The following is a 14,509-nucleotide window of genomic DNA, read 5'->3' as shown; positions in this document are numbered from 1 at the left end:
TGTATGTTACGCGCTTTTAAGTGATGTGTGGTTGGCAGGTATGTACGAGTTTAATCTGGTGTTGCTGCTGCTTCAGCAGATGTGTGTGTTTCTCGTTATCGCGTGGCTCATGAGCAAAACGCGTTTGTTTATCCCGCTGATGCAGGTCACGATCCGGCTTCCGCACAAGCTGCTTTGCTACGTTACCTTTTCCATTTTCTGCATTTTGGGCACCTATTTCGGGCTGCACATTGATGATTCTATTGCTAATACCCGTGCTATCGGCGCGGTGATGGGCGGGCTGCTTGGCGGCCCGGTGGTCGGCGGTTTGGTCGGTCTAACCGGTGGCTTACATCGTTATTCAATGGGCGGAATGACGGCGCTCAGTTGCATGATTTCGACCATTGTGGAAGGTTTGCTCGGCGGGCTGGTGCACAGCGTGCTCACCCGTCGTGGCCGTACCGATAAAGTCTTTAGTCCACTGACCGCGGGAGCCATTACTTTTGTCGCCGAACTGGTGCAGATGCTGATCATCTTGTTAATCGCCCGGCCGTTTGACGATGCGTTTCGGCTGGTCAGTAATATCGCTGCGCCGATGATGGTGACGAATACCGTGGGCGCAGCCTTATTTATGCGTATTTTGCTCGATAAACGGGCGATGTTTGAAAAATATACCTCTGCTTTTTCCGCCACTGCGCTCAAAGTTGCCGCCTCAACGGAGGGGATTTTGCGCCAGGGGTTCAACGAGGTTAACAGCATGAAGGTCGCTCAGGTGCTGTATGAAGAGCTGGATATCGGTGCTGTGGCAATTACCGACCGCGAGAAGCTGCTGGCATTTACCGGCATTGGTGACGATCACCATCTACCCGGAAAACCTATTTCGTCGTCGTACACCCAACGGGCGATAGAAACCGGAGAGGTGGTGTATGCCGATGGGAATGAAGTCCCTTACCGCTGCTCTTTGCACCCGCAATGCAAATTAGGCTCGACGCTGGTGATCCCTTTGCGGGGTGAAAACCAGCGGGTGATGGGGACCATCAAACTGTATGAAGCCAAAAACCGCCTCTTTAGCTCGATCAACCGCACGCTGGGGGAAGGGATCGCCCAACTGCTTTCGGCGCAGATTCTGGCCGGGCAGTATGAGCGGCAAAAAGCGATGCTCACGCAGTCGGAAATCAAACTCCTGCATGCACAGGTGAATCCCCATTTTTTGTTTAATGCGCTCAACACCATCAAAGCCGTGATCCGACGTGATAGCGAGCAGGCCAGCCAACTGGTGCAGTATCTGTCGACGTTCTTTCGCAAAAACTTAAAACGCCCGTCGGAGATTGTGACGCTGGCTGATGAAATTGAGCACGTTAACGCCTATCTGCAAATTGAAAAGGCGCGATTTCAGTCGCGCCTGCAGGTGACTTTGACGGTGCCAGATGCGCTTTCGTATCAGCAATTACCTGCCTTTACCCTACAACCTATTGTGGAGAATGCCATTAAACACGGTACCTCTCAGCTACTGGATACCGGCGAAGTGTCGATTACCGCCCGCCGCGAAGGGCAGTATCTGATGCTGGATATTGAAGATAACGCCGGGTTGTATCAGCCAACGTCTGAGGCCAGCGGATTGGGTATGAATCTGGTTGATAAACGACTGCGCGAGCGGTTTGGCGACGATTTTGGCATCAGCGTAGCGTGTGAACCTGACCGCTTTACCCGAATCACTTTACGACTTCCTCTGGAGGAACTGGCATGATCAAAGTGCTGATTGTCGATGACGAACCGTTAGCGCGGGAGAATCTGCGGATCCTGTTGCAGGCGCAAAGCGACATCGAGATCGTCGGCGAATGTTCGAATGCGGTGGAAGCCATCGGCGCGGTACATAAACTGCGTCCGGATGTCCTGTTCCTTGATATTCAGATGCCGCGTATCAGCGGTCTGGAAATGGTTGGCATGCTTGATCCTGAGCATCGTCCGTATATTGTTTTCCTTACTGCCTTTGATGAATATGCGGTGAAAGCTTTTGAAGAACACGCGTTTGATTATCTTCTCAAACCGATTGAAGAGGCGCGACTGGAAAAAACGCTGAGCCGTTTGCGTCAGGAGCGCACGAAGCAGGATGTATCGCTACTGCCGGAGAATCAGCAGGCGCTGAAGTTTATTCCGTGCAGCGGCCACAGCCGAATCTATCTGCTGCAAATGGATGACGTGGCGTTTATCAGCAGCCGCATGAGCGGCGTGTATGTGACCAGCAGCGATGGTAAAGAAGGTTTCACCGAACTGACGCTCAGAACGCTGGAAAGCCGTACACCTTTGCTGCGCTGCCATCGGCAGTATCTGGTGAATATGGCGCAATTGCGGGAGATCCGTCTGGAAGAAAACGGTCAGGCCGAACTGATTTTACGCAACGGGCTGACAGTTCCGGTAAGTCGCCGTTATCTTAAAAGTCTAAAAGAGGCGATTGGACTGTAAAACTGATACACTGCGCGCCATTGCATCACCGACAGTTGAAGGCTCTATGCTAAGTAACGATATTCTTCGTAGCCTGCGCTACACCCTGAAAGCGAACAATAACGACATGGTGCGTATTCTTGCGCTTGCTGACATGGAATCCACCTCCGCAGGTTTTGATACCTGGATGACAAAAGAAGATGAAGCCGGGTTTATTCGCTGCCCGGATATCATTCTCTCCGGATTTTTAAACGGTCTGATTTATCATCTGCGTGGTAAAGACGAGTCTGCGCCGGAACTGGCGCTTGAGCGTCGTGTTAACAACAATACGGTGCTGAAAAAGCTGCGTATCGCCTTTTCGCTGAAAACCGATGATATTCTGGCCATTATGACCGAGCAGAAGTTTCGTGTGTCGATGCCGGAAATTACCGCCATGATGCGCGCGCCGGACCATAAGAACTATCGCGAATGCGGCGATCAGTTTCTGCGTTATTTCCTGCGGGGTTTGACGTCGCGAGTGCACAAAAAGAAAGCGTAAAACGACGCTGGCGACCGCGATGAATTTCGGGTCGCCAGGATGTTATTTCACTTCTTTAAAACCCGCCGATTCCATTACCGTTTGCATTTGCTTCATGCTGATATTTTTATCGGCTTTCTCAGAAAGCTTCATTCCGGAAATTGCCTGCAACGCCTTTATATCGACTTTTTCCATATCGATAGTGACATTTTCCTGCGCGTAGGTATCTGTATAGGTGAGCTTTTCTTCTACGCCTGCAATATTTTGATATTTGGCGCTTAACGCGTCGAATACTTTTGCGGCTTCCTCTTTATTGCTGGCACCGATAGAGGCATAGCTGATTTTACTTTCGGAGCTTTGTTTCAGAACTTTGTCACCTTTATAGGTGTAAGAGACGGTGATATCCGAACCGTTAAGATTGGCATTGAATGTTTTCGTCTCTTCTTTATCACCACAACCCGCCAGGGAAAAAACCACAACCGATGCCACGGCGAGAGAAACTAATTTTTGTAACGCTGTCATGTAAAACTCCATTTTATGAATATCGAATGCTAAATAATAACCCTAATGAATATGATTGGGCCGGGCGGCCTTAATAGCAGAGCAGTATAGAATAAATCTAATAGCGATGGCTGAGCAGTCCGAAAATGGAGTGGGGGAGTGTGTTTAAGATTAAAGGTAAATCCCTCAGCAAAAAAAAGCGCTGCAGTTGCAGCGCTCGAGATGTCTGATTTATTTCACCTGTTGGCCAGGTTTTGCGCCTTCGTCCGGGCTTAACAGGAAGATATCTTTCCCGCCAGGACCTGCCGCCATGACCATCCCTTCAGAAATGCCGAAGCGCATCTTACGAGGTGCCAGGTTAGCAACCATAATGGTCTGACGTCCAACCAGGGTCTGCGGATCCGGATAGGCAGAACGAATACCAGAGAAGACGTTACGCTTCTCGCCACCGAGATCCAGCGTCAGACGCAGCAGTTTGTCAGAACCTTCCACAAACTCGGCGTTTTCAATCAATGCCACGCGCAGGTCAACTTTGGCGAAATCGTCAAAGGTAATGGTTTCCTGAATCGGGTCATCCGCCAGCGGGCCGGATACCGGTGCGGCAGCGGCCTTCACTTCTTCTTTCGACGCTTCCACCAGCGCTTCAACTTGTTTCATGTCGATGCGATTGTAGAGCGCCTTAAAGGTGTTGACCTTGTGACCGAGCAGCGGTTGATTAATGGCATCCCAGCTCAGCTCGCTGTTCAGGAAAGCTTCTACACGTTCAGCAAGCGTTGGCAGAACCGGTTTCAGGTAAGTCATCAGGACGCGGAACAGGTTGATACCCATGGAGCAGATCGCCTGCAGGTCGGCATCGCGGCCTTCCTGTTTAGCAACGACCCACGGAGCCTGTTCGTCAACGTAGCGGTTTGCCACATCGGCCAGCGCCATGATTTCACGGATAGCTTTACCAAATTCACGGCTTTCCCATGCTTCGCCAATCACCGCAGCAGCGTCAGTGAAGGTTTTATACAACGCCGGGTCGGCCAGTTCAGCAGCCAGTACGCCGTCAAAACGCTTGCTGATAAAGCCTGCGTTACGTGATGCCAGGTTGACTACTTTGTTGACGATATCGGCGTTTACACGCTGAACGAAGTCTTCCAGGTTCAGGTCGATATCATCAATGCGTGAAGAAAGCTTCGCTGTGTAGTAGTAGCGCAGGCTGTCGGCGTCAAAGTGCTTCAGCCAGGTGCTGGCCTTAATGAAGGTACCGCGAGATTTGGACATCTTCGCACCGTTTACCGTCACATAACCGTGTACGAACAGGTTGGTCGGCTTGCGGAAGTTGCTGCCTTCCAGCATCGCCGGCCAGAACAGGCTATGGAAGTAGACGATGTCTTTACCGATGAAGTGATACAGCTCGGCGTCGGAATCTTTCTTCCAATACTCATCAAAACTGGTCGTGTCGCCGCGCTTATCGCACAGGTTTTTGAACGAACCCATATAGCCAATTGGTGCGTCCAGCCAGACGTAGAAGTACTTGCCTGGCGCATCCGGGATTTCAAAACCGAAGTATGGGGCATCGCGGGAAATATCCCACTGCTGCAGGCCGGATTCGAACCATTCCTGCATTTTGTTGGCGACCTGCTCCTGCAACGCGCCGCTGCGTGTCCAGGCCTGCAGCATCTCGCTGAATGACGGCAGGTCAAAGAAGAAGTGTTCGGAGTCGCGCATTACCGGCGTCGCGCCAGAAACGACGGATTTCGGCTCGATAAGTTCGGTCGGGCTGTAGGTTGCGCCGCAGACTTCACAGTTATCGCCGTACTGATCCGGAGATTTACATTTCGGGCAGGTGCCTTTAACGAAACGGTCCGGCAGGAACATGCCTTTTTCCGGATCGTAAAGCTGGGAGATAGTACGGTTCTTAATAAAACCGTTCTCCTTCAGGCGCGTATAAATCAGCTCAGACAGCTCACGGTTCTCTTCGCTGTGCGTAGAGTGGTAGTTGTCATAGCTGATGTCAAAACCCGCAAAATCAGTCTGATGCTCCTGACTCATTTCACCGATCATCTGCTCTGGCGTGATCCCAAGCTGCTGTGCTTTCAGCATGATTGGCGTACCGTGTGCGTCGTCCGCGCAGATGAAGTTAACCTGGTGGCCGCGCATTCGCTGGTAACGGACCCAGACATCAGCCTGGATGTGCTCCAGCATATGGCCGAGGTGGATAGAGCCGTTGGCGTACGGCAGCGCGCACGTTACCAGAATTTTCTTCGCGACTTGAGTCATAGTGGGCAATTACTTCTTTTGTAGTGAAAAGGGCTTTGATAGTACCAAAATGGTAATTACTGCGCCAAGCGATAAGGGCATTTATCCGTAAATGAATAATTGTTGCGGTTGGAGTAAACTACCTGGTGACTATTGTATTTTCAGAACAACAAAAAGGAGTCGGGATGAACGCACAATCCCAGGCCAAATCACCAGAGACCCTGCGCGCGATGGTTGCCGGGACGCTGGCGAATTTTCAGCATTCAACCCTGAAGCATAATCTGACGACGCTTAAAGCGTTGCACCACGTCGCCTGGATGGATGACACGTTGCACGTTGAGCTGGTCATGCCGTTTGTCTGGCAGAGCGCGTTTGAGGACTTAAAAGAGCAATGTAGCGCCGATCTGCTGCGTATTACTGGTGCGAAAGCGATCGACTGGAAACTGTCGCATAACATTGCGACGCTGAAACGCGTGAAAAACCAGCCGGGCATTAATGGTGTAAAAAACATCATCGCCGTCAGTTCGGGTAAAGGTGGCGTGGGTAAATCCTCTACTGCCGTGAACCTGGCGCTGGCGCTGGCTGCGGAAGGGGCTAAGGTAGGGATACTGGACGCCGATATTTATGGCCCGTCAATCCCGACGATGCTCGGTGCGGAAAATCAGCGTCCAACCTCTCCAGACGGTACCCATATGGCGCCGATCATGTCTCACGGCCTGGCGACAAACTCTATTGGTTATCTGGTTACTGACGATAATGCGATGGTGTGGCGCGGCCCGATGGCCAGCAAAGCCCTGCTGCAGATGCTGCAAGAAACCTTATGGCCGGATCTTGATTACCTGGTACTGGATATGCCGCCGGGTACGGGTGATATCCAGTTGACGCTGGCGCAAAACATTCCGGTCACGGGGGCTGTTGTGGTGACCACTCCGCAGGACATCGCGCTGATCGATGCGAAAAAAGGCATCGTGATGTTCGAAAAAGTCGAAGTGCCAGTGCTGGGTATTGTTGAGAATATGAGTATGCATATTTGCAGCAACTGCGGTCATCACGAGCCAATCTTCGGCACCGGTGGCGCGCAGAAACTGGCTGAGCAGTATCACACCCAACTGCTGGGACAGATGCCGCTGCATATTTCTCTGCGTGAAGACCTGGATCGTGGTACGCCGACGGTCATCAGCCGTCCTGACAGCGAATTTACCGCCATTTACCGCGACCTGGCAGGACGTGTCGCTGCCCAGCTCTACTGGCAAGGGGAAGTGATCCCGGGTGAAATTGCCTTCCGCGCGGTGTAATTAATAGCGTTAAAAATATTCACCGTATCAATAATGTATTGATGCGGTGAATATTTTGGATGAAAAATCTCACTCAATTATTTATCCGGACTGTATAATTCATGTCTTTTTCTGAATAAATACCCTCAATGCATCATTTAAATTGATAAAATTGGTCGAATTAATCTACAATCTCAATTAGCCTTAGCGAGGCAGTTAATCCATAATCTACTGGAAAGACGGCTTGTGTGCTGTTTCCCAACCGATACAGGAATAATGAACGTAATGAAAAAAAATTTATTCTTGGGAGTTATTACTTTGGCTTATGGAATGAGCGCTTCTGCTTTCGCCACAGATACTGCCACCCTGAATATCAATGGTCGGGTAACTGAACCCACCTGTAGCGCTGATGTTGTAAATAACGAAGTGCAGCAACGCTGTGGCAATGCCATTTCCTTTTCAAACGTCAGAGCGGGTGTTTCCAATCCAACAAAAGGTGCGGTAACTGAAATTGTTACTATCACCGGTGACGCTACACGACAAATTGTGATGACGCATTACGATTAAAGGTCTTTTATCAGCCATGCATTATTATTGTGAATAATACGTGGCTGATCATTTCTCTGAAGAATTTCATCCCAACAGTTAATCTCGTAAATTTATTAATTTAAAAGAATAAAAAAATCGACTGATTTGTTTCTATTATATTGCGCTTTGCAATTTGTTTTAAATCAATAAAACAACGCGTTTACATTGCGATAACGTTTCTGGTGTGCGAATTTAATTTCACGGGTTAAGTCCTCTTAACCAATAGAAGTTAATTCATTAAGGAATATATGATGAAACGTTCAATTATTTCCGCTGCTGTTCTGTCCGCTGTAGTTATGAGCGCTGGGGCTTTTGCTGCTGATTCTGATCAGGGTGAACTGATTATTACTGGTAAGGTAGTAGGGACCACCTGTAAATTTACAGGGGATACCACTGCGACCATTGGTATGAACCAAATTGGTGCTGACAGATTAAATGCCTTAAGTGCTGGTGGTGTTTATGAAGGATACTCAAATAAAACCACCGTGCCATTGACGGTTGAATGTACAGGAAGTAAAGCGCCAAAAATTACTTTCTCCAGTTCCCAATTTGACAGCAAAAATAAATATATTACACGAAATACCGCAGCAAATAATGGCGCTGGCTTCACCGTTTACTATGGTGATGATTTTACTAAACAGGTTAACCCCGATACAGGTATTGAGTTAACTAAAACTGCGGACAATAAATATACTCTGAACTTTAGCGCACGCTATGCGAAAATTGGTACTGCCGATGTCTCCGCTGGTGATGTGGCCTCTTCGCTGACGATGACTGTTGTTACTGATTAAGATGACTATCCTGTTTGTCGGCGGCTCCGGCCGCCGATTATTTCTGCAGTAAGGATAATTATAATGAAAAAAATACTCGTATTTTTGCTGGCCGGTACAGTAATGCCTGCGTGGGGCGGCATATACATTTACGGCACCCGTGTCATTTATCCGGCACAGAAACAAGAAATCACCGTGCAGTTAATGAATGAAGGCAGTCGCAGCTCGCTGGTTCAATCCTGGATAGATGACGGAGATACCAGTCTGCCACCCGAAAAAATCCACGTGCCATTTGTAATGAGCCCTCCGGTGGCAAAGGTCAGCGGAGGCTCTGGCCAACAACTGAAAATTAAGCAATTGGCAAATACGCTACCGGAAGATCGTGAAAGTCTTTTTTTTTCTGAATGTGTTAGATATTCCTCCTAATTCTGCGGAATCAGAAGGTAAGAACATGATTAAATTTGCTATGCAGAATCGCATCAAATTTATATATCGCCCGCAGGGTATCGCCGGTGTAGATGAAAAAAGCTTTTCTCGCTTAAGCGTCAGAGATGTCAGCGGTGGAATTAATATCAAAAATAATTCTGCCAACTGGATTACTATTCCTGAACTAGTGGGTAATTCAAAAATAAACAGCGAGACAGTGTTACTTGCTCCGTGGTCAGATAAAAAGGTCGTCACCACTGCTGTCGTTAATCATTACAAGGTTACTCTTGTTGATGATCACGGAAACTACTTAAGTGAAAAAATAAAAACGGAAAGATAGTCAAGGATTGATTATGTCAACGATAAATTCTATTACACTGTCAATCCTGTCGGTGTTGGCTGCTTCATCCGCATGGGCTGAAGAAGACACGTTTGATACCCACTTTATGATCGGTGGTTTGAATGGTGAGAAAATCTCTCGCTATCAAATTGATGGCGATAAGCCAATGCCCGGTATATATGAAATGGATGTTTATCTTAATAATAAGTGGCGTGGTCGGTACGATATTGATATTAAAGACGATCCCGAACTGACATGTCTGTCCTGGGCACAATTGCAGCAAATTGGTATTCGCACCGGGAACATTAAAACGGATAAACAAGAAGGCTGCGTGCCGCTGCGTGCAGCAGTGCAGGGCGGCAGTGTTAGTTATGACATTGGGGAGTTTATTCTAAATTTAAGCGTGCCTCAGGCGTATGTGATTGAATATGAACCAGGATATATGCCGCCTGAAACCTGGGATCGTGGGGTGAACGCTTTTTATACCTCTTATTACGCCAGCCAGTATTACAGTAATTATAAACACGGTGGTGATGATAAAAGCAGCTATGTGAACCTGAATAGCGGGTTGAACCTGCTGGGGTGGCAGTTGCATTCAAGTGACAACTATACGAAAGGTAACGAGGGCAACGGCAAATGGAAGAGCAACACGTTATATGTGGAACGTGGTGTGCCGTCGATTCTTGGTACATTGCGCGCCGGTGACATGTATACCGGGGCTGATATTTTTGATGCCGTACGTTTTCGTGGTGTGCGTATCTGGCGCGATATGCAAATGTTACCAAACTCAAAACAGAATTTTACCCCTGTAGTTCGTGGGATTGCCCAGAGCAACGCCCTGGTAACCATCGAACAAAATGGTTTTGTTATTTACCAGAAAGAAGTGCCACCAGGCCCATTTGCTATTGATGATCTACAACTCGCTGGTGGCGGTTCGGATTTAGATGTCAGTGTGAAAGAGGCTAACGGTTCGATATCTCATTATCTGGTGCCTTTTTCATCTGTGCCAAATATGCTGCAGTCTGGCGTATCGAAATATGATTTCGCTGCAGGGCGTAGCCATATTGAAGGGGCTGGCAATCAGTATGATTTCCTGCAAGGGAGTTATCAGTATGGTCTGAACAATCTGCTAACGGTCTATGGCGGTACAATGCTGTCGCAAAACTATTCTTCATTTGTGCTTGGGACTGGCTGGAATACCCCCATTGGCGCAGTATCGGTAGACGCCACGCGATCGCATAGCGAGCAGGATAATGGTGATGTTTTTGATGGTCAGAGCTATCAGGTTGCATGGAACAAATATGTCACGCAGACCGGTACGCAGTTTGCACTGGCAGCTTATCGTTACTCCTCGCGGGATTATCGTACCTTTAATGACTACGTGTGGGCGAATAATAAAAATAACTATAATCGCGATAAAAACGATGTTTATGACATTGCGGACTACTATCAAAACGACTTTGGCCGCAAGAACAGTTTTTCACTGAATATAAATCAAGCGTTACCCGAAAACTGGGGATCCCTGGCGGTTAGCGGCCTGTGGCGCGACTATTGGCAACGCAGTGGAAACGGCAAAGATTATCAGCTTAGCTACTCTAACGCCTGGCAGCGAGTTAGCTATACCGTTGCCGTGAGTCAAACGTACGATGAGGATAACCACGAGGATAAGCGTTTTAACCTGTATATCTCCATCCCGTTCTCGTGGGGGGACGGTATTTCCAATCCTCGACGCGATCTATTCGTCTCTAATTCCACGACGTTTGATAATGACGGCTTTCAGTCGAATAACACCAGCTTAAGCGGGGTGACGGGTCATCGCGATCAATTCAGCTATGGTGCCAACCTCAGTCAGCAACGACAGGGGAACGAGACAACGGCGGGCGTTAGCATGGTCTGGCGCGCGCCAGTGGCGACTGTAGGCAGTAGTTACAGCCAATCGAATAAGTATCAACAGGCCAGCGGCAATATTCAGGGGGGGATCGTGGTGTGGTCTGAGGGCGTGGCTCTGACTCCCCGGCTTTCAGATACATTCGCCATTGTTAAAGCGCCTGGGTTACAGGGTGCGGCTGTGCAAGGGCATCGTTACCTAACAACCAACAGTAAAGGTTACGCGGTTTACGACAGTCTGACGCCGTACCGTGAAAATATGCTGATGCTGGATCTTTCCGACACTAATAGCGATGTGGCATTACTGGGCAATCGAAAAGGTACAGTACCTTATCGCGGTGCGGTCGTGATGACGGAGTTTGAAACCGATCGGCGCAAACCCTGGTACTTCCTTGCCGAGCGTCCGGACGGCTCTCCGTTATCTTTCGGTTATGAAGTGGAAGATGATATCGGTAATAATGTTGGCCTGGTGGGGCAGGGTAGTCGGTTATTTATTCGCACCAACGACATTCCCGCGTCGGTACATGTTGCAGTTAATAAACAGCAGGGACAGTTCTGTAAAATTACCTTCGATAGGGTGATTGATGAGAATAAAGTCTATATTTGCCGATAAGGATGCAAGATATGAAAGGATACGTATTTTTGATATTTTTGCTGCTGTCATCCTTTGGTGCTGATGCCGGGTGTACATTTCAGGCAAAAAATGGCGGGTTAACGACAATTAATCTGGATATGACATCTGGAATAGCAACGAATCAAATCAATCTCAGTTCCAGTGGCAATATAGTATGTACAGCCAACAGTGATAGCTTATATTATACAACACCGCTCAAGGATTACATTGTTGCAATTCAGGGGGGCAGCGGCAAGAAGGTTTTAATTAATATCAATCTGACCAGCAATGATTTTCCAGTAAGTGTTGGTAAGAAAACGGTTAGTGCCGGCGAAGTGCTGGATACCAAAAGTTTCACCATCTCAGCAAGATATGTAAATTCAGGGACTATTAAGCAGACAGTATCCGGTGATGCGTTTAGTCTGAGCGACCCGGCAGTAAGTATTACCTCTGATAATTCTTGTACTTCAAACTGGCTAGCTTATCTTTATTGCTGGGTTACCGGACGTTTATCGAGTAATTCAGCTTTTACACAGAATTTAAGCTTTACAGTAACGCATCAACCCACCACGTGTCAGTTTTCATTACCCCGATACGAAATTAAAATGCCAGATACCACATTGAATGAGATGCTCACGGTTAATAATACCAAATCGGGTTCCACAAATCTGGTATTGAATTGCGAAAGTATATATAACGTTACTACCAATCCCGTCACTTTTAAAGTGGTGCGCGGTGACTGGGATGAAAGCGGGAAAATACTAAAAAACACGATAGCGAATGGCGCCAAAGGGGTGGGGTTCCAGATATATAATGGCACCGCGACTTCTCCTCTAAAACAGGGGGATAATCTGATGAACAGAATGACCAAACTGGAAGCAATCAGTAATCAGTATACTTTCCCTATTACTGCGAAATATGTTCGCGTGACAGGGGAATCATTACTGCCTGGTGAAATACAAAGTAAAGTGATATTTGCAGTATCTTATGACTAATTGATTTGCGGGTATTTCACGTACTTTCTTGCTGAAAGTACGTGTTTTTTCTATTAACGATGATAAAAAATCTCGCCGTCGTAGGCTTTAATGATCTTACCGTCAGCATCGTTGATCAGCACGTACGCACCACCCATATAGGTCCAGTGGGTACCGGCGGTAGGGGCTGGCAGGTTGCGTTGGTTCCATTGCTTAATCGCATATTCGTCAGTACGGTACAGCGGTGGGACCGTGTCACCAGGTTTAAAATGGGTAAAGTCGGCGATGAAACCGCTCAACTCATACTTATCAATTCCGGTGGGAGCAGCTGTTGCGGCCGGTGCGGCCCAGACGACGCTGCTTGCAAGCAGGAGTGCACCCAGCAACATTTTATTCTTCATACCCATCCTCTTTACCTGTTCGGGTCATCAACATCAGTCGTGTATCATTCCTGGCTTATAGGGCATCTGACAAGAACTTTTTTGTGATCACGCCAGTCATTTCGTAAAAAGTGTAAATGAATGTACAGAATAGCTGCAACCTTACCCCGTAATTTCGTGGAGGGCCATGGTGCTGCGCTAATTTACATCATCAAGCGTTGGCAGTATTCTGTTACCGAAACTTGTGTTTCAACGACTCGGGGTGCCCCATCGCTGATGGGCTGAGAAATACCCGTACCACCTGATCTGGGGGATGTCAGAGCCAGTATTGTCGGCATCCTTCGTCGTAATACACCCAGAAAAGCACCCATCTTTGATTACAACCGGTAAACACACTTTTTTGCACCAGCTCATTGAAAAGTAGATTGGAAACGTTAGCCTGTGCATAGGGCGCAAGTATGGGAACAAGCCAGCATGAAGCGCACAGCTATGCACAGGATTAAGAAGTAATGGGGATGTACATGGATAATAAATTAAAAGTGATTGAGATAAATAGTCTTGATCGATTTCGTAATGATTTGCTAAGCACAGTTGAACCGGAAGAAGTAGAAAAGTTGTTAAGCTGGTATCTTGAATCGTTTGGGGGTATTAACTTTAAGTTTGGCTATGATAGGCAAATTTTTCGGGCAAGGAAATGTTTAACTGAACACGGGTATAATAATATCAGTGAGATATATCCTCCGCCGTTAGATAAATGCAAAACAGGTCGAATGAATGAAGAAGGGCAGGCAATTTTCTATGGCGCATTTAATCCAGGTACCGCCCTTGCTGAAATTAATGCCCGAGAAGGGGATTATGTTCATTTAGCGCATTTTCAGTTACCGGAAAAGTCAGAACACGGAATGCGATGTTTTGCTATAGGTGAAATTTACAATAGCTATCATGGGGTTACTACTATTTCACCAGGCGTTTCTAATGAAATACGTGACGCCATTGGCAGAATTGGTAAAGATGATATCCGTGCTCTGTTGTCATATTTGTATATGGATGCTTTTTCGGCAGAACTATTAAACAGCACTAATGCGCATGAGGTAAATTATGTTTACTCAAGAATTTTTTGTCGTCTTCTTTTGGGTAAACACCCAGACGTTGACGGTTTAATATACCCTAGTGCTAAAGTGAAAGGGACATCAAACATCGTATTACGCCCCGAATCCGTTAATTCTAAAATAAAATTGGTCGCTAACGTTGTTTTTAAAATCAACAAAATTTATCCGTATGGATTAGTTGATTTTGATTTGGTCAAAATTGCTAAGGGGCATACTGTAGATGGGAGTATTGTTTGGTAAATCTTGCTAGTGCTTAGAATCGTAACCCTGTATGTATTCAGGGATTACATCACTATGCGATGATGTGTTTTCATGATTAGTATATTATTAAAGGGAATGTAAATGACACCTGAATATAGAATTGACGCAGAGAAAAGAATTACTGATTATTTAAAATCACAAGATGTCGAAAATATAAAGTATATGTAGGTCGAGCAGACATTTGATGATTTAGGTTTTGAAGTT

At 47.2% G+C, this 14,509-nt stretch carries 12 protein-coding genes and 1 pseudogene; 10 read left to right on the top strand and 3 right to left on the bottom strand.

The window, feature by feature from the left end; all coding sequences use genetic code 11:
• The first annotated feature begins 40 nt into the window (after window positions 1–40).
• Genes OGV38_RS02890 through OGV38_RS02880 form a run of 3 tightly spaced genes read left to right on the top strand, consistent with a single transcriptional unit; the run spans window position 41 to window position 2,959 of the window.
• Window positions 41–1,726, top strand: coding sequence for a sensor histidine kinase (locus OGV38_RS02890; RefSeq protein WP_016153691.1), 1,686 nt, complete (start codon window positions 41–43; stop codon window positions 1,724–1,726).
• Window positions 1,723–2,442: a two-component system response regulator BtsR gene (gene btsR, locus OGV38_RS02885; protein ID WP_016153690.1), complete on the top strand. Its 720-nt coding sequence runs from the start codon at window positions 1,723–1,725 to the stop codon at window positions 2,440–2,442. Before OGV38_RS02890 ends, btsR begins: the two co-directional genes overlap by 4 nt.
• Before the next feature lie 46 nt (window positions 2,443–2,488).
• Window positions 2,489–2,959 carry a YehS family protein gene (locus tag OGV38_RS02880; protein WP_286472919.1) on the top strand — a complete coding sequence of 157 codons (471 nt, stop codon included), beginning with the start codon at window positions 2,489–2,491 and terminating at the stop codon, window positions 2,957–2,959.
• A 42-nt stretch (window positions 2,960–3,001) separates the two neighbouring features.
• On the opposite strand, the gene OGV38_RS02875 is transcribed toward OGV38_RS02880, so the two are convergent.
• Together OGV38_RS02875 and metG are read right to left on the bottom strand one after the other, a co-directional pair.
• Window positions 3,002–3,460, bottom strand: a complete 459-nt coding sequence (locus OGV38_RS02875; RefSeq protein ID WP_047416218.1) for a YehR family lipoprotein — start codon at window positions 3,458–3,460, stop codon at window positions 3,002–3,004.
• A 210-nt stretch (window positions 3,461–3,670) separates the two neighbouring features.
• A complete protein-coding gene (gene metG / locus OGV38_RS02870; protein ID WP_269517343.1) occupies window positions 3,671–5,704 on the bottom strand; it encodes a methionine--tRNA ligase in 2,034 nt (677 codons plus the stop codon).
• 164 nt (window positions 5,705–5,868) lie between these two features.
• Here metG and apbC point away from each other — a divergent pair, with 164 nt between their 5' ends.
• The 6 genes and pseudogenes from apbC to OGV38_RS02840 all read left to right on the top strand — a co-directional run bounded on the left by apbC (window position 5,869) and on the right by OGV38_RS02840 (window position 12,576).
• Window positions 5,869–6,978 (top strand): iron-sulfur cluster carrier protein ApbC, encoded by a 1,110-nt coding sequence (gene apbC / locus OGV38_RS02865; protein ID WP_016153686.1) that lies wholly within the window; start codon window positions 5,869–5,871, stop codon window positions 6,976–6,978.
• A 264-nt stretch (window positions 6,979–7,242) separates the two neighbouring features.
• Window positions 7,243–7,524 carry a DUF2574 family protein gene (locus OGV38_RS02860; protein ID WP_029139599.1) on the top strand — a complete coding sequence of 94 codons (282 nt, stop codon included), beginning with the start codon at window positions 7,243–7,245 and terminating at the stop codon, window positions 7,522–7,524.
• Window positions 7,525–7,796: 272 nt separating this feature from the next.
• The gene (gene yehD / locus OGV38_RS02855) at window positions 7,797–8,336 is read left to right on the top strand and encodes a fimbrial protein YehD (protein WP_269517342.1); all 540 of its coding nucleotides are present in this window, start codon (window positions 7,797–7,799) and stop codon (window positions 8,334–8,336) included.
• A gap of 63 nt (window positions 8,337–8,399) precedes the next feature.
• Window positions 8,400–9,081 (top strand): annotated as a pseudogene (locus tag OGV38_RS02850) (fimbrial assembly chaperone).
• A 13-nt stretch (window positions 9,082–9,094) separates the two neighbouring features.
• Entirely contained in the window at window positions 9,095–11,581 is a 2,487-nt protein-coding gene (locus tag OGV38_RS02845) for a fimbrial biogenesis outer membrane usher protein (RefSeq protein ID WP_019077207.1), read from the top strand.
• 11 nt (window positions 11,582–11,592) lie between these two features.
• Window positions 11,593–12,576 carry a fimbrial protein gene (locus OGV38_RS02840; protein WP_181521123.1) on the top strand — a complete coding sequence of 328 codons (984 nt, stop codon included), beginning with the start codon at window positions 11,593–11,595 and terminating at the stop codon, window positions 12,574–12,576.
• 53 nt (window positions 12,577–12,629) lie between these two features.
• Here the strand turns inward: OGV38_RS02840 and OGV38_RS02835 are convergent, their stop codons facing one another.
• The gene (locus tag OGV38_RS02835) at window positions 12,630–12,962 is read right to left on the bottom strand and encodes an RcnB family protein (RefSeq protein ID WP_019077205.1); all 333 of its coding nucleotides are present in this window, start codon (window positions 12,960–12,962) and stop codon (window positions 12,630–12,632) included.
• Between the two features lie 494 nt (window positions 12,963–13,456).
• Between OGV38_RS02835 and OGV38_RS02830 the strand changes: the two genes are divergently transcribed.
• Window positions 13,457–14,284, top strand: a complete 828-nt coding sequence (locus OGV38_RS02830; RefSeq protein ID WP_094762035.1) for an RES family NAD+ phosphorylase — start codon at window positions 13,457–13,459, stop codon at window positions 14,282–14,284.
• Window positions 14,285–14,509: the final 225 nt, after the last annotated feature.

Source organism: Citrobacter sp. Cb080, assembly GCF_030334745.1.
Taxonomy (GTDB): domain Bacteria; phylum Pseudomonadota; class Gammaproteobacteria; order Enterobacterales; family Enterobacteriaceae; genus Citrobacter; species Citrobacter braakii.
Note: the sequence above shows the minus strand (reverse complement) of the source record. Positions and strands in the feature narration are given on the sequence as shown.